Origin of the sequence: Hellea balneolensis DSM 19091 (assembly GCF_000428525.1) — a bacterium.
Lineage (GTDB): Bacteria > Pseudomonadota > Alphaproteobacteria > Caulobacterales > Maricaulaceae > Hellea > Hellea balneolensis.
The window spans coordinates 230,851-250,813 of sequence record NZ_AUAC01000004.1 but is presented as its reverse complement, the minus strand read 5'-3'; the positions used below and the strand labels follow the sequence as shown (position 1 = coordinate 250,813).

General features: G+C 50.6%; 18 protein-coding genes, 1 tRNA gene and 1 riboswitch. Of the genes, 14 read left to right on the top strand and 5 right to left on the bottom strand.

Translation table 11 applies throughout. The features are described 5' to 3' along the window. Positions 1-6 precede the first annotated feature (6 nt). A tRNA-Leu gene (locus F569_RS0111765) sits at positions 7-90 on the bottom strand. A gap of 105 nt (positions 91-195) precedes the next feature. Between F569_RS0111765 and F569_RS17805 the strand changes: the two genes are divergently transcribed. Then, the gene (locus tag F569_RS17805) at positions 196-801 is read left to right on the top strand and encodes a YqaA family protein (RefSeq protein WP_051279832.1); all 606 of its coding nucleotides are present in this window, start codon (positions 196-198) and stop codon (positions 799-801) included. Here the strand turns inward: F569_RS17805 and murI are convergent. Next, complete coding sequence (gene murI / locus F569_RS0111755) at positions 790-1,584, bottom strand: glutamate racemase (protein ID WP_026942363.1); 795 nt, start codon at positions 1,582-1,584, stop codon at positions 790-792. The two genes, F569_RS17805 and murI, sit on opposite strands and share 12 nt — an antisense overlap. A gap of 90 nt (positions 1,585-1,674) precedes the next feature. Between murI and F569_RS17800 the strand changes: the two genes are divergently transcribed. Beyond that, positions 1,675-3,147, top strand: coding sequence for an ArnT family glycosyltransferase (locus F569_RS17800; RefSeq protein WP_051279831.1), 1,473 nt, complete (start codon positions 1,675-1,677; stop codon positions 3,145-3,147). Between the two features lie 61 nt (positions 3,148-3,208). On the opposite strand, the gene msrA is transcribed toward F569_RS17800, so the two are convergent. The 3 genes from msrA to F569_RS17790 are packed head-to-tail and all read right to left on the bottom strand — an operon-like array spanning position 3,209 to position 6,982. Continuing rightward, positions 3,209-3,817, bottom strand: coding sequence for a peptide-methionine (S)-S-oxide reductase MsrA (gene msrA, locus F569_RS17795; protein ID WP_084169003.1), 609 nt, complete (start codon positions 3,815-3,817; stop codon positions 3,209-3,211). 60 nt (positions 3,818-3,877) lie between these two features. Continuing rightward, positions 3,878-5,296: a cryptochrome/photolyase family protein gene (locus F569_RS0111740; RefSeq protein WP_034388623.1), complete on the bottom strand. Its 1,419-nt coding sequence runs from the start codon at positions 5,294-5,296 to the stop codon at positions 3,878-3,880. A 30-nt stretch (positions 5,297-5,326) separates the two neighbouring features. Next, entirely contained in the window at positions 5,327-6,982 is a 1,656-nt protein-coding gene (locus tag F569_RS17790) for an amino acid kinase family protein (RefSeq protein WP_051279830.1), read from the bottom strand. Between the two features lie 99 nt (positions 6,983-7,081). Here F569_RS17790 and F569_RS17785 point away from each other — a divergent pair, with 99 nt between their 5' ends. The 12 genes from F569_RS17785 to leuC all read left to right on the top strand — a co-directional run bounded on the left by F569_RS17785 (position 7,082) and on the right by leuC (position 19,831). Continuing rightward, positions 7,082-7,456: a DUF983 domain-containing protein gene (locus tag F569_RS17785; RefSeq protein ID WP_034388621.1), complete on the top strand. Its 375-nt coding sequence runs from the start codon at positions 7,082-7,084 to the stop codon at positions 7,454-7,456. A gap of 36 nt (positions 7,457-7,492) precedes the next feature. Then, positions 7,493-7,589: riboswitch (SAM riboswitch) on the top strand. A gap of 58 nt (positions 7,590-7,647) precedes the next feature. Next, a complete protein-coding gene (metX, locus tag F569_RS0111725) occupies positions 7,648-8,601 on the top strand; it encodes a homoserine O-succinyltransferase MetX (protein WP_051279829.1) in 954 nt (317 codons plus the stop codon). Beyond that, on the top strand, positions 8,598-8,843 hold the full coding sequence (locus F569_RS0111720; RefSeq protein ID WP_026942360.1) for a hypothetical protein: 246 nt from the start codon (positions 8,598-8,600) through the stop codon (positions 8,841-8,843). The genes metX and F569_RS0111720 overlap by 4 nt, the downstream gene beginning before the upstream one ends. Positions 8,844-8,954: 111 nt before the next feature. Further along, positions 8,955-9,179, top strand: a complete 225-nt coding sequence (locus F569_RS0111710; protein WP_026942359.1) for a hypothetical protein — start codon at positions 8,955-8,957, stop codon at positions 9,177-9,179. 271 nt (positions 9,180-9,450) lie between these two features. Further along, positions 9,451-10,602, top strand: coding sequence for a cystathionine gamma-synthase (metB, locus tag F569_RS0111700; RefSeq protein ID WP_026942357.1), 1,152 nt, complete (start codon positions 9,451-9,453; stop codon positions 10,600-10,602). A gap of 1 nt (position 10,603) precedes the next feature. Then, the gene (locus F569_RS0111695) at positions 10,604-11,434 is read left to right on the top strand and encodes a DUF1444 family protein (RefSeq protein ID WP_026942356.1); all 831 of its coding nucleotides are present in this window, start codon (positions 10,604-10,606) and stop codon (positions 11,432-11,434) included. Between the two features lie 356 nt (positions 11,435-11,790). Further along, complete coding sequence (ilvD, locus tag F569_RS0111685) at positions 11,791-13,458, top strand: dihydroxy-acid dehydratase (protein ID WP_026942355.1); 1,668 nt, start codon at positions 11,791-11,793, stop codon at positions 13,456-13,458. A 24-nt stretch (positions 13,459-13,482) separates the two neighbouring features. Beyond that, positions 13,483-14,511 carry a ketol-acid reductoisomerase gene (gene ilvC, locus F569_RS0111680; protein ID WP_026942354.1) on the top strand — a complete coding sequence of 343 codons (1,029 nt, stop codon included), beginning with the start codon at positions 13,483-13,485 and terminating at the stop codon, positions 14,509-14,511. A gap of 120 nt (positions 14,512-14,631) precedes the next feature. Beyond that, complete coding sequence (gene ilvG, locus F569_RS0111675) at positions 14,632-16,356, top strand: acetolactate synthase 2 catalytic subunit (RefSeq protein ID WP_026942353.1); 1,725 nt, start codon at positions 14,632-14,634, stop codon at positions 16,354-16,356. Positions 16,357-16,543: 187 nt separating this feature from the next. After that, the gene (locus F569_RS0111670) at positions 16,544-16,846 is read left to right on the top strand and encodes an ACT domain-containing protein (protein WP_026942352.1); all 303 of its coding nucleotides are present in this window, start codon (positions 16,544-16,546) and stop codon (positions 16,844-16,846) included. Positions 16,847-16,883: 37 nt separating this feature from the next. After that, the gene (locus F569_RS0111665) at positions 16,884-18,437 is read left to right on the top strand and encodes a 2-isopropylmalate synthase (RefSeq protein WP_026942351.1); all 1,554 of its coding nucleotides are present in this window, start codon (positions 16,884-16,886) and stop codon (positions 18,435-18,437) included. Then, positions 18,437-19,831 carry a 3-isopropylmalate dehydratase large subunit gene (leuC, locus tag F569_RS0111660; RefSeq protein ID WP_026942350.1) on the top strand — a complete coding sequence of 465 codons (1,395 nt, stop codon included), beginning with the start codon at positions 18,437-18,439 and terminating at the stop codon, positions 19,829-19,831. Before F569_RS0111665 ends, leuC begins: the two co-directional genes overlap by 1 nt. Positions 19,832-19,963: the final 132 nt, after the last annotated feature.

Here is a 19,963-nt window from a genome sequence, read left to right as displayed (position 1 = left end):
TATCAATGGTACGGGTGGTCGGACTTGAACCGACACTCCAAAGGAACCGGATTTTGAATCCGGCGCGTCTACCAATTCCGCCACACCCGCATCGAAGATTTGGCTCGTATAAATCAGTGAATAAAAAAAGGCTACAGGCTTTTTACAGCTTTTTGCCTTAATCATGCCTTAGGGCTTTGGTTATAGGACGGACTGATGCAAGGTAAGCTAAAATTTCTGGATGATTGGTATGAGTCTACAAAGGCTTTAGCACGACATAAACGCGCCATGCCGGCTTTGGCTGTCGTGTCATTTGCGGAAAGCTCTTTTTTTCCTATTCCCGTGGATGTCATGGTCATACCTATGGTGCAGGCCGCACCGCAAAAATGGTGGAAGATCGCAGGCCTTGCCGCGATTTTCTCAGTATTGGGCGGAATATTCGGCTATATGATTGGTCTGTTTTTCTTTGAAGCCATCGCGCAACCGATTTTGGAAGCGCTTGGTAAAACTGAGTATATGACAAAGTTTCGCGACAGCATTAACGCCAATGGCGCTTTATGGGTGTTTGGGGCGGGGCTGACGCCATTTCCCTATAAGGTCATTACGATCATGAGCGGCGCCGTTCCTGTACCTTTTGGGATATTTGTTGCAGCCAGTGTTTTGGCCCGAACGCTTAGGTTTTTTGCCGTGGCCGGAATTGTCAGGCTTTTGGGAGCCCAAGCTGAGGCTTTTATGAAAAAGCATTTTGCGCTGTTTACGATATTGGTTTTTGCAGGACTTGCTGCAGCGTGGTTTGGATATAAGGCCTTATCAGGGCATTAAGCTGACGACACGCTTAAATCCGAAATTATTAAAGGTTTGAATGCGGGCATCCGATGTTTTCGGACCTACCAATAAAGCCGTATCAGGCCTGTCTTCAAAGGGTTTCGGAGTCAGCTTTTTCAAAACCGTTTCGACCCGCCGGGCAATGGCGTCGCCGCTATCAATCCACTGAACGCTCTGCGTTACGCTCGCCTTAAGCTCATCCCGTAATAAAGGAAAATGCGTACAGGCAAGCACTACTGCATCAATATCCGCGCCGTGTTTCCCATTAAAGAGCGGCGCGATTTCTGTCTTAATCCACGCCAGATTGACGGACTCGCCGGCTAGTTTCTTTTCGGCGATATCCACTAAATTTACAGACCCTTGGAGGATGACATGGCAATCCTCTGCAAAGTCATGGATAAGATCATCGACATAGCGCCGCTTCACCGTTCCGGGCGTGCCCAAAACGGCAATGGTTTTGGTGCGGGAGGCTGCCGCGGCGGGTTTTATCGCGGGAACAACGCCTATAACCGGAACATCTATGGCAGCGCGGATTTCACTAAGCGCCGTTGTTGAGGCGGTGTTGCAAGCGATAACAACAAGGTCTGGCTGTGCCGTCTCTGTAAGTTCCCACAGCAATCTTGGAAGCCGCGCTTTAAGTTGGGCTTCTGTCTTTGCGCCATAGGGCCGAAACACATCATCTGCGGCATACGTCATGCGCAGACCCGGCAAGCGCTTTCGGATTTCGGCAGCTACGGAAAGGCCGCCAACGCCCGAATCGAATATAAGTGCGTGTCCCATAATGCCCTGTTCGCAAGCTCACGTTACTATGCTCTTAATGACACATAAATTGAGTTTATTTTTTGGCAGAGGCGAGGCATAGCGGCGGTCATGCGAAATTATCAAAAATGGACGCTTTGGCTAATCGCCGCGCTTTTGGCTTTTAGGCTTGTGGCTTTGCTTATATCGCCTTTGGGATTGCATGGTGATGAAGCGCAATATTGGGCGTGGTCCAAAGATTTGGATTGGGGCTATTTCACCAAGCCGCCGCTAATTGCTTGGACTATATGGGTCACAACGAGCCTTTTTGGGGATGCGGAATGGGCGGTGAGGGTGTCCTCGCCTATTTTGCATTCCTTCACGGCTTTGGTAATTTTTAGAACCGCGCGTCTTGCCTTTGATGCCAAAACTGGATTTTGGGCCGCGGCGGTTTACTTGCTTATGCCTGCCTTATGGCTCTCATCAGGTATTGTAAGTACGGATGTGCCGCTTTTGCTATGTTGGGCTTTGGCGATGAATGCGTGGCTTCATCTGCGGGGGGCAGCTACATGGCCAAGAGCTGTTCAGCTTGGGATTGCCATTGGGTTTGGTCTGCTAGCGAAATATGCCATGCTGTTTTTTCTTCCCGCTTTGGGCCTCGCTTTTCTGTTTGATAGGCCTACGCGCAACGGCTTAAATAACGTCAAAGGCTATGTCGCAGGAGCCCTCACTTTTCTAATATTCTTGCCTAATATTTTATGGAATATTTCACATGATTTTGCGACAGTTACCCATACAGCTGAGAATGCAAATATGCGCGGCGGGATACCTTTTCACCCGCTTGAACTTGGAACATTTTTAGCAGACCAATTAGCCGTCTTTGGCCCTGTCACATTCGTGCTTTTAATCCTCGCGATTTTAGCGGCGGTAAGAGACAAGCTCGATAGACCCGCTTTTTGGGTGGCTCTTTTTAGTGTGAGCCCACTTTTAATAATTTCTATCCAAGCGCTCCTCTCCCGGGCAAATGCGAATTGGGCCGTAACAAGCTATGTGGCGGGGTCGATTTTAACGGCGCATTTTGCCGTCAAATTTTGGCCGCGAGTCAAAGCCTGGTTTATCGGGGGGGTGGGCTTTCAGTCTGTTCTTTGTTTTATTCTGGCGTTGATAATGCTCAGCCCAACTCTAACGGATGCGGCAGGTTTGGCCAACTCAGCTAAACGCCTGCGCAAATGGCCCGAAACCGTAAAGGTTGTTGAGGAAATATATGCGCAGGGTCACGAGGGCCAAGCATATGAAACTCTGGCACTTGATAAACGGATTATTTTTTACGATTTGAATTATTATGGATTAGCAAAAAAGCTGCCAATGAAAATGTGGATGCATGAAGCGGCCCCCGCCAATCATGCAGAACTGACATATCCATTACCCGCGCAAGACGGCCCTGTTTTGGTGCTGAATTACTATGATCACTACGAGGATGAACTGCGCGAGGATTTCACGCGGTTGGAGCGCCTGCCTGATATAAACATTGATTTGGGTGGAGGCAAACGGCGGGTGCTACGTGTTTGGGCAGGATATGATTATGTGCCGACGAAAGGACGATGAGCACCACCCTTGGCGTTCAGCCAAGGCACTCCGTTGCATTTATTCCCTGGATTAAATGCGGTCACTCCGTGCCCCATAGCTCCTTGACTCTTGCATCACGGCCACATCCTTTACGGTAGAACTTATAGCGCCTTGGGTTCTTGATATAATAATCCTGATGATACTCCTCAGCGTCCCAAAATGTTTTTGCCGAAAGGACGGGCACGGCAATAGGATCCGAGAACGGTTTCGTCTTTTCAATATTAGCTTTTGATGCCTTTGCGGCTTCAAACTGATCAGGGCGGGCGTAAATGACCGGAATATAGGCATTTCCGCGGTCACAAAATTGCCCGCCATTATCTGTGGGATCTATGTGCCGCCAGTAATGGTCTAGGATGTTGTCATAGGAAATAATTGTGGGGTCAAAGACGATTTTTGCGACTTCGACATGTTGTCCGTGATTGCGGTAAGTCGGGTTTTGCATATCCCCGCCTGAATAGCCCGAGACGGCCTCTATAACGCCAGGGAGATTTTCAAAATCCGATTCAACGCACCAGAAACAGCCGCCCGCGAGAATGGCTGTATCGGTTTGCCCTGAGAGTTGGACCTTTTGAGGGGTATAGGTCTCACTGCTTTGGGCTGAGCTGCAAGCAGCTATTAGGGCTGTAAATATGATGGCAATATGTTTCATGAAGCCTCTCTAGTTAAATCTGTTCAGCTGCGCCAATGACGTTGGCTCACAAAAGCGCGATTATTCGCGAGACGCTTTATACGCTGCCAAAGCTTTCTCACGCGCCTTTTTATGATCGACAATAGGTTTGGGATAGTCTCTGCCGAGTTTAACGCCCGCATAATCAAGGACATTTTGCGGGGCCTCCCACGGACGGTGAATATATTTCTTAGGCAGCTTAGAAAGTTCTGGCACGAACCGCCGCACATAATCGCCATTCGGGTCGAATTTTTCGCCTTGAGTGAAAGGGTTGAAAATGCGGAAATAAGGGGAGGCATCAGCCCCGCTTCCTGCCACCCATTGCCAGCTTGCCGCGTTACTGGCAGGGTCGGCATCGACGAGCGTATCGTGAAACCACTTTTCGCCTTCACGCCAATCGATCAGTAAATGCTTAATCAGAAAACTCGCTGTGACCATGCGCACACGGTTATGTTGCCAGCCTGTCTGCCAAAGTTGGCGCATGCCCGCATCGACAAAGGGATATCCCGTTTGGCCGTGTTGCCACCGCTCAAGCTTGGCCTCATTATGATTCCATTCGAAATTATCAAAAGCATCTTTGAAGTTCTCTGTGGCAAGCTTCGGATTATGAAAAAGCAGGACGTAAGAGAATTCGCGCCATCCAATTTCCGAGAGGAAGACACGTGCTTTTTCCAAATCGCCTTTACACCCATGCCAAATTTGCTTGGGCGAAATTTCTCCGAATGCCAAATGCGGAGACAGACGGGACGTGCCGTCCTCTTTATCTGGGCGGTTGCGGTCTTCGGCATATTCCTCAACTGGGCCGCCCAAAAATGACTCAAGCGCGGCCTTTGCGCCTTGCGAGCCAATAGTCCAATGAGGCTTCATCTTCTCGCCCCAATCAGGCCGGCTTGGCAGAAGCTGCCAATTATCTAGATCGTCACTGGCGATTGTTCCGCTATGAGCCGAAACGTTCTTTGGAGCGGGCAGTGGATCTTCGACGTCCAGATAGTCTTTGGCGGCCCGCCAATAGGGGGTAAAAACCTTGTAATAACCCCCGGTTTTGGTCTCAACTTTCCAAGGTTCCGAAAGTAGATTGGCGCGAAAACTACGGGCCTCAATTTCGCGCTCACCCATATGCGACTTAATCGCTTCATCCCGCTCGCGGGCCTCTTTAGCGTAGCGGCGGTTCCAATAAACAGCTTTTGCACCTGTTTGCCCGATGATGCTTTCCAAAATATCAGACGCTCGGCCTTTGCGTAAGCAAAACTCAAGCCCCATATCAGCAAGGTCTTTTTGCAAGGATTTCAGACTGTGATGCAACCACCACAAACTTGCCGCGCCAAGGGCCCGCTCGGCATCCGTTTCAAAAATATAAAGCGGAATCACAGCCCGCCCAGTCTTTGCCGCTTCTGAAAGGGCAGGATTATCAGTGATGCGTAGGTCTCTGCGGAACCAAACAATTATGGGCGTATCTGTCATAATAATTATACGCGCGGGCTGTGAAATCGTTTAAAAATAAGTCGCGGAAATATCGTAGAGATCCGCCATTACAGATTCTGTGGTGGGCCAACGACCTGCGCCTTTGCCGCGAATGCGGTATTGGTCACCATCATCAAAATAGAATATTGCATGGGCTTCTTCGCCATCCGCTTGAGCGATAAAATTATTCAGCGAGAGGTCTTTCAGTTCTAATTTAGTTGAAAAACCGTTCATATCTTTCCAGCAGGTCGCGATACGTTTCATGGCGCCTTTGGGCGGTGTGGCCGGCGCGAAGTTTTCAATCGTGTCGCGCGGAATGTCCTCCAGCGTAACTTCTTCGCCAAAGCCAAGTAGCGCGACAAGCCGAATCTTAGCTGCCGCGTCAGACCCGTTTACATCCCCGCTTGGATCGGCCTCTGCAAAGCCTTTATCCTGCGCCTCTTTGAGCGCTTCGGCATAGCTTTTACCTGCGCTAATTTCGTCGAGCATATAGTTGGTAGTGCCGTTCAGTAGGGCTTCTACGCGGGTGATACGGCCGCGTTCGCGAATGCACATTTCAAGCACAGGCATGCCGCCACCCGCTGCTGAGGAGAACATAAGCTGAGCGCCTTTATCTCTAGCAAAATCAACAAGCTCTTGCCCGCCAGCCGCGATGGCTTGCTTATTGGCGGAAACGACATGGATGCCATTTTCAAGCAGGGTCTTGCAATAGGTCAGGCAGGGTTCAACTGGGCCGGAGACGTCGATAAAGATATCAGGTTTGGCCGCGAGCACATCTTCTATATTTGTCGTTAGCTCCTCGGGCTTGTAACCTTGGTCGATATATTTGGCCGTATCGCGGACCATGATTTTGACCATTTCAAAGCGCTCAGAATTGGCTTTAACGCGGCGATAAACTCCGCCGCCGACAATGCCGCAGCCCAGCATCGCAACACGAAGTTTTTTAGGCGCTGGAAGAGGTGAGAGTGTCCCAGTCTTCGCGCCAATCGTTGTGTAACTCGGGATGCCGGGCGTACCGATGTCAAATTCAATGCTGTGTTCTTCGGCGAAATCCAAAGCCTTAGGCGAAACCAGAGGGCCCGCCTTTTTGCGAGCATCGACATAGGAGATGCGGTCATAACGTTGCGGCGCCGCACCCGCTGATTTAGGGTCTTTGTCAAACACACCTTCTACGTCTTTTAAAAGTTTGGCTTTAATGCCGAGACGCTTGGCAACATAAATCGCTGTCATATCCGCGCCGCCTTCGGTCAGGAGAACCGTGCGGTCTTTTTCGCCAATGGCAACATGGCCTGGCATGACGACAATATCATGATTTTTCAGATCGTCTTCGAGCTGTTCGACATCCAAATTGACGAGTGTTGCATTTCGCGCTTTTAGGCCAAGGTCGCGGGCTTGACGCACAAAGGCCGGCGCGCCAATCCGTTCTAATGCTAGCGCGAGCAAGGCTGCAGAGCGGCGTTCACCAAGCTGTATCAATTCAGGCAAATTCTTTGCCGCGCCGTCGGGCCCGATTTGGCGGGCTTCCGCCATGAGCATATCTGTCTGATCGCCTTGCGCAGACGTTACCGCAACAACATTTTGCCCTTGGCGGTAGTGACGATAAATCTCGCTGGCGGCCTCGGTATAATCATCCAAGCTGCGTAAGACGCTATGACCAAAATTTAAAACAATGACCGGAACGGGCATGATGACCTCTTTAAAACAAGGCGTGCTGACTATGGGCGTGCGGCCTACAAGTCAATAAGGTCGCATTGTTTTCATATGCCCAGGCGCTATGTAGACTGTATGGAAGATACGGCTCAACTTGATAAATGGACAGCCATAAGGCGTGGTCTCAAAGGTCTATGCCCAAGCTGCGGCGAGGCCAGACTTTTCCGCGCCTACCTGAAACCCGTCGACAATTGCCCGTCCTGCGGTGAAAACTGGGAAGATGTGCGCGCCGATGATGGCCCCGCTTGGGCGTCTATGTTGATTGCGGGTCATGTCCTCGCACCATTTTTCTATTTCATCACATTCCGCACAGATCTACCCGATTGGATAAGAACCGTAGCGCTTTGCGTTGTCGGCGTCGGCATGTGCCTCTGGTCTTTGCCCAAGATGAAGGGGCTCTTCATGGCTTGGATCTGGTACACAGACGCCCCCACCTCGACGCGAGAGTAACTGCTTGACCCCGCCGCGTAACTCGCGCATATCCAAATTTCATCAAGACTGACCGAGGGACAGGCCCTTAGACGTCAGGGCAACCTTGAACAGCAAGGTGCCAAATCCTGCGGTTAAGACCGAAAGATGATAAGGGCTTTTATGTCACTCTATCTTTCCCGCATGATTAGCACCGTAATCGGAGAGTGGCGATGCCGCGCGATATAAAAGTCAGCTTGGGCGATAACGTGCTGCAGCGCGGGTGCGTGCTGAAAGATGATGTCGTCATGGGACGGCTTTATGGCAATAAGGACGGCCCTGTGATTGTCGTGATGGGCGGGATTTCGGCGTCTCGTTTTATTGCCGATGGCGGGAGACTTAATCGCGGCTGGTGGTCAACTTTAGTGCGGGGCGGCGGCCCGATTGATTTAAACACATTCCAAGTCATAGGTATGGATTTCGCGCCCGCGGTGGAGAGCGATAATCGCCCGGACAGCATCACCACCCATGACCAAGCGGCGCGTCTAAAGGCCTTACTCGATGCGCAAGGCATATCCAAAGTCGCGGCCATTATTGGCAGTTCTTATGGCGGCATGACCGCTCTGGCTTTTGCCCATGATTATCCTGACGCGGTAGGGCAGCTTTGCGTGATTGGCGCGGCGCATAAGCCCTATCCGATTGGTGTGGCTTGGCGCGGTATTCAGCGGCGAGCTGTGCGGCTCGGCATAGAGGCGGGACGGCCCAAAGAAGGGATGAAGCTCGCGCGGGAACTCGCCATGACGACTTATCGCACGGCCGAAGAATTTGCCGATAGGTTTGCGCTCGAAGAAACCGCGACCTCGCCCTCGAAATTTGATATTTGTGATTATCTTGGGTCACGCGGCGATGCCTTTGCCGAGCTGATGGATGCGGAACGTTTTTTGGCGCTCTCGGAATCCATCGACCTACACCGCGTCGAACCCGAAGCGATTACCACGCCGACATTACTGATGAGCGCGATTTCAGACCAGCTCGCGCCCTTAACGGATATGCGCGAACTCCGCGATCGCCTTGGCGGCCCGAGCGAGCTGTTTACCTTTACGTCGCTTTACGGGCACGATGCGTTCTTAAAAGAATATGACGCGATGAGCCCGAGGCTTGCGGAATTTTGTGGGGGGCTGGTGTGAGTATTTCAAAAATAAAAGAAGTTTTGAAGCTGTTTGGTTTTTACTATTTCAGTTTCTTTCTAGTCGCGGTCGCGTTGTTGGTGCTTAATGCTTTATTATTCCACTTTGTTTTCGGCATCGAATTTTATCCGCTAAGGTCACTCGTTCAATTTATTCTATTCTTGCCCTTTCTGGTCGCCGTCATGGCAATTGGGTTTGATGTTTGGGAAGGAAAACTAAATGAGGAAACTCATGACCGATAAACGCACAAAAATAATCCAAGCGGAAATTGGCTCTGACCCCGCCTACGGCTCGGTCACCGCGCCGTATCATGCAGATTTGCTGACTTTGCAAAAATATGATAGATACTAACCATGGGTATTTTAAAAGAATTCGTGACGTTTACAGAAGGCTTGGACGCTAAAGAGCGTGAGCATATCGAAAATATGTTGCACCATTTTATGGCGAGTCATGGAGCCGATATGACGCTCACGCCCGAGCAAGAGGCTGAGGATGATAGGCGTTTTAATGACCCAAACCCTAAATATGCGTCTCAAGCTGACATAGACGCGACATGCGGTAGGCCCATGCCATCGTGACCCCCATAATTTATCGCGAGAGTGCTAATGCTGACCTTGCAGATATAAGACAATATTACACTGACATTTCAGAAAGAACTTATGATAATGTCATAGCTGACATTTACGAGACGATATCCATTCTCAAATATATGCCAGAAGCAGGCTTTATTTATAAACCAAATCGTAGGCGTTTAGTTTCGTCGAAATATAGATTTGTCATAAATTATGCCTTTCGGCTCAACCGAGTTGAGATTGTCGGTGTCTACCGATACCAAAACAGACAAACCACATGACAGATAAACGTACAAAAATAATCCAAGCCGAAATCGGCTCTGACCCAGCTTATGGCTCGGTGACAGCTCCTCTCTATATGAGTTCAAATTACCGTTTTAAATCTATCGATGAGAAGGGTGATTTTGATTATGGCCGCACATCTAATCCTAATCGCCGCGGGCTTGGTAAGGCTGTTGCGCAGTTAGAGGGCGGGGCGCATGGCGTTGTCACTTGCTCGGGCATGGCCGCGATTGATTTGGTGACGAACCTGCTAGAGGCGAATGACCTTATCCTTGCCCCGCATGATTGTTATGGGGGGACGCACCGCCTCCTCACGCACCGCGCAGAGCAGGGGCGTTTGCGGGTGAAGTTCGTTGACCAAACAGATGAAAAAGCGCTCGCGGTAGCTATGACCGAAAAGCCCGCCTTGGTGATGATTGAAACCCCGTCCAATCCACTTATGCGCCTTGTCGATATTGCGGCAATTTGTAAAGCCGCTAAGGCTATTGGCGCTCTCACAGCAGTAGATAATACCTTCCTCTCTCCTGCAAGGCAGTTACCATTGTCGCTAGGCGCAGATTTTTCTATTCACTCGACGACGAAATATCTCAATGGTCATGGCGATGTGGTAGGCGGCGTCATTGTTTCCAAAACCCAAGAGCTTGGCGAAAAGCTAGCTTGGTGGGCTAATTGCGCAGGCGTGACGGGGTCACCCTATGATAGCTACATGACTCTTCGAGGGATGCGTACGCTTTTTGCGCGCATGGACCTGCAAGAAGCCAATGCTTCAGCGATTGCGAAATTTTTGCATAAGCATAAGAAAGTCGAGCGCGTCTATTATCCGGGCCTTCGCTCTGATCCAGGCTACAAACTTGCTAAAAAACAACAAAGCGGGCCTGGCGCGATGCTCTCTTTTGAGGTCAAAGGCGGCTTTGAGCAGACCAAGGCGGTGCTCGAAGGGGTAAAAATTTTCCAAATGGCGCCAAGCCTTGGCGGTGTTGAGAGCCTGATATGCTTCCCCACCACAATGACCCATGGCGGAATGGCCCCTGAAGCCCGCGAACTGGCAGGGATAAAGGACACACTTATCCGCATATCTGTGGGATTAGAGGCTCAAGAAGACCTGATAGCGGACTTATCGGCATCACTAGCAAAAATTGGAACTTAATATGTCACTCTTGTCTAAATTATTTGGAAAAAAACCCGGCGCGAATTCCGAAATAGATATAGCCGGCTTTCGAGATTTGGTTATCGCCAAGGCAAAAACTATGGGGTCAACATCGGAGTTTCAAACTGATGTTAATGATGGTGGACGGTTAATCATCCTTAGCAGCGGAGAAGTTGTAGGCGAAGCTAATATGTTAAACGCGTTTAATCACCTGAAAGCTTACCCCGAAGAAGACATTGATGAGAGTGTCGAGCGAATTGCGGCTATTATTTTGGCAAACGAAAATGAGGATATGTCCGTTGCAATAGAGGACGTTGTTATCGTTTTAAGGCCTGATAATTATATCAATGCAGTGCGCGAACAAAATGGAGAGGTCGTAGCCGAAGTATTTGTGGGTGAGCTTAATGAGTTTTATATGGTGGATACCCCTCAATCCATGCGAGGCCTCACGTCGACTGATGTCACGGAGTTAGCGTTAGCTGACTTAAGAGAGGCGGCGCTTACCAATGTAAAAAAGTGGTTACCAAATCTTGTTAGTGATAAATCAATCAATGGAATGTCTCTCTATTACATAGAAGACAACACATTCCTTACTACGAGTCTCGTTTTGTTGGAAGAATTCTGGGATATAGCCGATGCCGAATATCCGAATGGATGCATATTTGCTCTACCGAGGAAAGATCAACTCTTCATATTTGATATTAATGATGTCAATGTAATGCAATTGGCAACGAATATGATCAAAGTTACCTTTGAAGATGACTTCAACCTTTTAACGTCTCAAATCTTCTCGCGCCGCAATGGAGTTATTGGGTTGGTAGAGGTAGATTAAGGACTTATCGGTATCACTTACCTTAATGTAGTCATTTTAAGGCATAAAATTATCGTAAAATGCCTAATATTTGCAATTTAGAGGCAAAATTTTGTGTTGCGTCATTTGTCTGTTTACAATAATTAATATCTCACGTTAAAGGATAACCATGAACCCGTATCAACAAGATAACGAGCCAAAAGTGAAAATCGCCAGCCGCGCTGTGCCGTCTATCACGTCTGTCCTCGTGCTCCTTCTGGTATCAGTTGTGGTGCTCCTTATTAACGGAGCGTTGAGCGGGATATAGGTCGAATTAAAAGAACCTACAAAAACCCGCTCCGAAATGAGCGGGTTTTTTGGTTTTACAGAGTAAGAAAATGACAAAACGAAGTGATGCAATTGTAAAAGGCCCAAGCCGCGCTGCTGCGCGGGCCATGTTGCGTGCGACGGGTATGGATGACGAAAATTTCGAAGGCCCGATGATTGCTGTCTTCAACACATGGACCAATATGGGACCATGTAATATGGATCTTGATAAGCTCGCCGTGCCTGTCCGCGCCGGTATTCGCGCGGCGGGCGGCACGCCTGTTGATTTCAACTCTATTGCTGTTTCTGATGGCATTACAATGGGCAGCGAAGGCATGCGCGCTAGTTTGATGTCGCGTGAAGTTATCGCGGACTCGATTGAACTCGCCGTGAAGGGTCATTCCCTCGACGGCGTTATTATTTTGGTGGCTTGCGATAAAACCATCCCAGCCGCGGGTATGGCGCTTGCGCGGATGAATATTCCGGGTGTTGTCCTCTATGGCGGCTCTATCATGCCCGGCAACCATAAAGGCAAAGACCTTTCTGTACAGGATGTATTTGAAGCCGTGGGCGCATGCGCAGCGGGCATTATTGATGACGCTGAGCTTAAAGAGATTGAAAAAGCCGCTTGTCCCGGTGCGGGCGCTTGCGGCGGGCAGTTTACGGCTAACTCAATGGCGATGGCGATGACATTCCTCGGCCTGTCACCCATGGGCGCGAATGATGTGCCAGCTGTGTCAGAGGATAAAAATGATAGTGCTTATCGCGCGGGGCAAATTGTTGTCGATTGCGTGAAAGAGAACCGCTTGCCGCGCGAGATGATTACCAAAAAATCGCTGATGAATGCCGCGATTGCGCTGTCGGCGACTGCGGCGTCGACTAATGCGATTTTGCACTTACTGGCTATTGCGACAGAAGCAGGCGTGAATGATTTCAATATTGATGCATTTGATGAAATCTCCCGCACGACGCCAGTCATTGGTGATTTGAAACCGGGCGGCAAATATATGGCCTTTGACCTTTATGCGGCGGGGGGGTCAGCGTTGATTGGCAAGCGCCTTGTTGAGGATGGCCGCATTGATGATCAGCCAACTGTTACGGGGCGGTCTCTTTTTGAGGAAATTCTCGACGCCAAAGAAGCTGAGGGTCAAGACGTTGTGCGCCAGTTCAGCGACCCTGTGAAATCGCGCGGCGGTTATGGCATCCTCTATGGCGACATGGCCCCAGAAGGCTGCGTTGTGAAACTTGCCGGTCACGGCGCGCTCTTCTTTGAGGGCAAGGCCCGTGTGTTCGAGTCCGAAGAAGACTGTTTCGAGGTCGTCCAAAATAATGGAATTAAAAAAGGCGATGTTGTCATTATACGTAATGAAGGCCCTTGCGGCGGGCCCGGTATGCGCGAAATGCTTGGCGTGACAGCGGCTCTCGTCGGCCAAGACTTAGCAGACCATGTTGCGCTGATTACAGATGGCCGTTTCTCTGGCGCATCCTATGGTTTCGTGATTGGTCACGTTGCGCCAGAAGCCGCCCATGGCGGCCCGATTGCGTTCGTGCAGGACGGCGATAAAGTCACTATCGATGTAGAGGCTAAGACCATCAATGTTGATGCGGACCTCGAAGCGCGTAAGGTCGGTTGGACGCCGCCTAAACCTAAATACCCTAGCGGCGCTTATGCCAAATTTGCTAAGCTGGTTGGCTCTGCCTCCAAAGGCGCCGTCACCTCATTCCCATTCGATAATTAATTAGACACCTAAGGAACCTAACCCATGTCATCACTCGATATTTATTATGATAAAGATTGCGATCTCTCGATCATCAAGAAAAAGAAAGTCGCTGTTCTCGGCTATGGCTCTCAAGGTCGTGCCCATGCGCTGAACCTCAAAGATAGCGGTGTTGACGTTGTTGTTGGTCTTCGCCCTGACAGCTCTACGAATAAAAAAGTCAAAGCGGATGGCCTTGAATCCAAAGCTACCGCTGACGCCGTTAAAGGCGCAGATGTTGTCATGGTCCTTACCCCTGACGAACTTCAGGCAAAAATCTATCGTGAAGATATTGAGCCTAACATCAAAGACGGCGCTGCGCTGGCCTTTGGTCACGGCTTTGCCATTCATTACGGCCAAGTGGCCCCGCGCCGCGATTTGGATGTCATTATGGTTGCGCCCAAAGCGCCGGGGCACACCGTTCGCAATGAATTCGTCAATGGACGCGGCATTCCTGATTTGATTGCTATCGCCCAAGACGCCAATAGCGGCTTTGCATTGGAACTCGCGAAATCTTACGCCTCTGCTATTGGCGGCGGACGCACAGCGATTATCCACACGACATTTAAGGATGAGACAGAAACTGACCTATTTGGGGAACAAGCTGTTCTTTGCGGCGGCGTTGTCGAGCTTATTAAAATGGGTTTCGAAACACTCACCGAAGCAGGCTATCCGCCGGAACTGGCCTATTTTGAATGCCTACACGAGACGAAGCTCATCGTCGACCTTATCTATGAGGGCGGCATTGCCAATATGAATTACTCGATTTCCAATAATGCGGAATATGGGGAATATGTGACAGGCGAAGCTGTCGTGAATGACAGCTCACGCGAAGCTATGCGCACAGCATTAAAGAATATTCAGAATGGTGATTATGCGAAAAGCTTCATCCAAGAAGGGGCATTGGGTTATCCCAGCATGACAGCCCGTCGCCGCAATATGGAAGCGCATCAAATTGAGCAAATCGGCGGAAAACTCCGTGAAATGATGCCGTGGATCGCTGCTAATAAAATCGTCGATAAGGATAAGAATTAAATTTTACATACCGCTCACCCCTGCGAAAGCAGGGGCAAGGACGAAGGTGAGGTATTAATTGCACGTAAGTCCTAATCCCTGCCTTCGCAGGGATGAACGGAAATAAAAATCGGATAGACCATGACCACAGCCACACAATTTGAAAAGCAAGCGACTGAAAAGATCGCTGACCGTCCGGCAAAATCGGGGTCGCAATTATTGCTGGAATCGCTTGTGGAGCAAGGTGTGGAAACCATCTTTGGCTATCCGGGCGGGGCGATTATGCCTGTCTATGATGTGTTGCCGACTATTCCGCAATTACGTCATATCCTCTGCCGTCATGAGCAAGGTTGCGGCATGGCCGCGATTGGCTATGCGCGTGCGACCGGACGCACAGGCACGGCATTCGCCACGTCAGGTCCTGGTGCCACAAACCTGATTACCGCGATTGCGGATGCTTATCTCGACTCTGTGCCTGTTGTCTTTGTGACGGGCCAAGTGCCGTCTAACCTGATGGGAACAGATGCGTTCCAAGAGGTTGACATTTTCGGCATGACCCTGCCTGTGGTTAAGCATAGCTACATCGTGCGTGACCCTGCCGATATTCCCGGCATGGTGGCCGAAGCTTATTTCATTGCTGCCGAAGGTCGCCCCGGTCCTGTCCTGATTGACCTCCCCAAAGATGTCGCCAATGCCATGACAACAGAGCGTCATAAATGGCGGCCCTATCCGAAGGTAAAGCCTGAAATGGGACAGAGCGATTATATCTCTAAGGCCGAAGCGCTTATCCGCGAGGCACAAAAACCGCTCTTTTATATTGGCGGCGGGATTGCTCAGGGCGACGGTGTTAAGGAATTGCGCGACCTCGTTGAACGCACCGATATTCCAGTTGTCTCAACCCTTAAAGGCTTAGGCGCGATGCCATCTGACCATCCGCAATTTTTAGGCATGCTGGGTATGCATGGCCTTAAGGCGGCGAATTACGCGGTACAAGAATGTGACTTATTAATCGTCGCGGGGGCGCGTTTTGACGACCGCGCGACAGGTAAGCTCGATACCTTTGCGCCCCATGCCAAAGTTATTCACATGGATATTGATATTGCGGAAATTAATAAGCTTCGCAAAGTGGATGTTTATCTGGATGGGTCACTCAAGAAAAACCTAGAAGCGCTCAATCCGGGCCGCTCGGAGTGTGATGACTGGCGAGAGCTTTGCTATTCCCGCCGCGCCATGCATGAATGGGATTATGAAGGCGCGCAGGCCAAAGCCTCTCCCGGTGTTTACGCGCCCAAACTTTTGCACGATCTCTCGCGCCGCGCAGATGATAGCGCTATAATTACATGCGATGTCGGACAGCATCAAATGTGGGTCGCGCAACATTGCTATTTCGATGAACCGAAAGATCACATCACTAGCGGCGGATTAGGCACGATGGGCTTTGGCTTACCTGCGGGCTTAGGCGCAAAACTCGGCGCACCGGAACGCACGGTTATTACCGTCTCTGGCGATGGGTCTATCATGATGAATATTCAGGAACTCGCGACGCTCTTCCGTTACGATATTCCGTTGAAAATCGTCCTACTGGATAACTCCGCGCTTGGCATGGTGCGCCAATGGCAGGAAGTCTTCTTTGATAAGAATTATTCCGAAACCAATATGGATGATAATCCTGACTTTGCCTTGGTTGCCAAAGCGTTTCAGATTGATGCCTTTACCGTGACCACCGCCGATGAAGTCGATGTAGGCATTGACCGTCTTTTAGAAACAGACGGCCCCATCCTCATGCATGTAAAAATCGATCCGAATGAAAATGTCTGGCCGCTCGTTCCGCCCGGGCGAAGCAATGCCGATATGATGGAGCGGTAGGGTGAAAGATTTGTTCAAATCAGTGACGCCTTCGCAAAAGGATATTCAAAATCGCCCTCATAAAGATATGAAGCATGGGTGGACGATAATGAAGCTAAGCTTTTGGGCTGTTGTATTATTAATTCCAATTTTGGGTTTCTACAGTTGTTTGAAATCCCCTTTTACATTTGGTGCAGTAGGTTAAATCATGACCCAACTTCAACGCGATAAAACTTTTGAGCCTTCGGGCGTTCAAGGCAAGCTTAAGATTGTTCTCCATGATGTTAGCGGAACCCTGATCAGGGCGCTCGGCACGATCGAGCGCCGTGGATATGACTACCGTGATGTACATTGCACGCAGCGCGTGGATGGTGATTTCGATCTGTTGGTTCACATTGAGGACACAGGCGGACCCAGCAATCTGGACACGCTCTGTAAACAGCTCGAACGGCTTTATAATGTGGTCAGTGCCGAAAAGGTTGGCCGCCGCAGACATGCTGAACGAGCTTAGATACATCGAAGACTGACTTAGATTTTCGAGATTTAAAATGACTAAAACAAACCAAGTAAAAATATTCGACACCACTTTACGCGACGGCGAACAAGCGCCGGGGTTTTCTATGACCTCGGGCCAGAAGCTCGCAATGGCCGAAGCGTTGGAAGGCCTCGGCGTTGATATTATTGAGGCAGGTTTTGCCGCGGCGTCCCCTGGCGATTTTGAGGCGATTAAAACTATTGCCGAGACCATCAAGGACAGCACAATCTGTTCATTGGCTCGCTGTATGGAGAGCGATATTCGCGCATCCGGCGAAGCGATTAAGCCTGCCAAGTCTGGCCGCATTCACACATTCATCGCAACCTCGCCTTTGCACCGTGAATTTAAGCTCAAAATGAGCAAAGACGAGATTGTTGCCCGCGCCATCAGGGGCATAGAAATCTGCCGTGAATATACGGATGATGTCGAGTTTTCCGCCGAAGACGCTATCCGCACGGAGCGTGATTATCTAAAACGCGTTGTCGAAGCCGCCATTAAAGCCGGCGCAACCACTATCAATATCCCTGATACAGTGGGCTACACCACGCCTGAAGAAATACAGAATCTGTTCGAATTTTTAACCACGGAAATTGAAGGCGCGGATAAGGCGATATTCTCCGCCCATTGTCATGATGATTTGGGATTGGCTGTCGCGAACTCGCTCGCGGCGGTGCGCGGCGGCGCGCGCCAAGTGGAATGCGCGCTTAACGGCATTGGGGAGCGCGCGGGCAATTGCGCAACTGAAGAAGTCATTATGGCGCTGAACACGCGCAAAGATTTCTTTGGCCTCACCACGCGGATTAAAACCGAAGGCATTTACGGCGCGTCAAAACTGCTCGCCACGCTGACGGGTAATCCTGTCCCGCGTAATAAAGCTATTGTCGGGAAAAATGCTTTCGCTCATGAAAGCGGCATTCACCAGCACGGCGTTTTGGCTAACCGCGAAACCTATGAAATCATGAAGCCCGAAGATGTGGGCGTCTCGACGGATAATCTTGTCCTCGGCAAACATTCAGGCCGTGCGGCGCTTAAAAACCGTGCCTCGAAGCTTGGGTTCGAAATGTCTGATAATCAGCTTCAATCCGTCTTTGTTGCCTTTAAAGAGCTTGCCGATGCCAAAAAGGAAGTCTTTGATGCTGACTTAGAAGCGCTCATTTTAGGCGAAGCCGTCGGCACACAAGGGCCGTGGTCGATTGATAGTCTTTATGTTTCTGCGGGCTCGGATGATAATCGCTCCCCGCAAGCGACGGTGCAGCTCACCCATGAAAATGGAGAGAGTAAAAAAGCCGTTTCAGAGGCGGCTGGTCCCGTCAATGCAGTCTTCCTCGCCATTTCTGATATTACGGGTCATCCGCTGCATCTTGAAAGCTTCACCGTACAGTCGGTTTCCGAAGGTAAAGACGCCATGGCCGAAGCGGCTGTTCGTGTCTCGACGGAGTTTGAAAATTACCAAGGCCGCGGCGCTAGCATGGATACAGTTCTGGCAGGGGCGAAAGCTTATTTGGACGTGATAAATAGAATTGAAAGGCGCGCGGTGAGGCAAGCCAGTATCGCGGCGCAGCATTGATGCCTAAAACACTCTTCGATAAAGTTTGGGAACGTCACATTGTTGTGCCTGAAACAGAGGCGCATCCCGCGACGTTTTATATTGATCTGCACCTCATCCATGAAGTGACCTCGCCGCAAGCCTTTACGGTTCTGCGCGAGCGGGGCCTGAAAGTCCGCCGTCCTGACCGCACGCTCGCAACGATTGATCATTCGACGCCAACCAAAGTGAACCCTGATGGGTCTCGCCCATATGTCACCGCGCAAGCGGAGACACAGGTTGAAACGCTTTTAGCGAATGCAGCGGAGCACGGTATTGAAACCCATGGCTGGGAGAGTGATAATCGCGGGATTGTTCATGTGATGGGGCCAGAGCTTGGCGCGACGCAGCCCGGCATGACCATTGTTTGCGGGGATAGCCATACCTCGACCCATGGCGCTTTCGGCGCGATTGCCTTTGGCATTGGTACGACACAAGTTGGTCATGTTCTGGCTAATCAATCTATCCTGATGCGCAAGCCCAAGACCATGGCGATTAACGTCAATGGACAGCTCGCGGAGGGCGTCACGCCCAAAGATGTTATACTCGCCATTATCGCCAAAATTGGGATTGGCGGCGGAACGGGCTATGCGCTGGAATATCGCGGTAATGTCTTTGAAGAAATGTCCATGGATGGCCGTATGACCGTCTGTAACATGTCCATCGAGGCGGGGGCGCGTTGCGGCATGATTGCGCCGGATGAAACGACCTTTAGCTATCTTAAAGACCGTAAATTTACGCCCGAGAATTATGATGCGGCTTGCGCTGATTGGGCGAGCCTTGCGACCGATGAAGGGTCCGTCTTTGACAAAGAGGTCCATATTGCTGCCGAAGATATTCGCCCCATGGTGACTTACGGCACCCATCCCGGAATGGGCATGGCGATTGATGCAGTCATTCCTGCGGCGGTTGATGCCACGGATGAAAGCGCGCTGGATTATATGCAATTAAAAGCGGGCGCAAAAATTGCGGGTACGCCAGTGGATAAAGTCTTTATTGGCTCTTGCACCAATTCCCGTATGGAAGATTTACGGGCTGCCGCGTCAATTTTCAAAGGCCGCAAAGTCGCGAGCAACGTTACAGCTATCGTCGTGCCGGGCAGTGTGCTTGTCAAAGCCCGCGCCGAAGATGAAGGCTTGGATAAAGTTTTCATCGCGGCAGGGGCAGAATGGCGCGAGGCGGGCTGTTCCATGTGCCTGGGTATGAACGGCGATATTGGCGCGCCGGGAGATCTCGTTGTCTCTACCTCCAACCGCAACTTCATGGGCCGCCAAGGGCCGGGCGTTCGTACCGTTTTGGCGTCACCTGAAACAGCTGCCGCCAGTGCGATTGCAGGCGTGATTACCGACCCGCGTAAAATGGAGAGTGCGGCATGAGAATAATACGGAAACCCTTCCCCCGTGCACGGGGGAAGTACCGCGAAGCGGGGATGGGGGGAGCGGCAAGTGGTGTGCAACATTATTGGCGGCTCTGTTTGGCTCCCCCCTCCGCCTCCGCTGTGCTCCGGC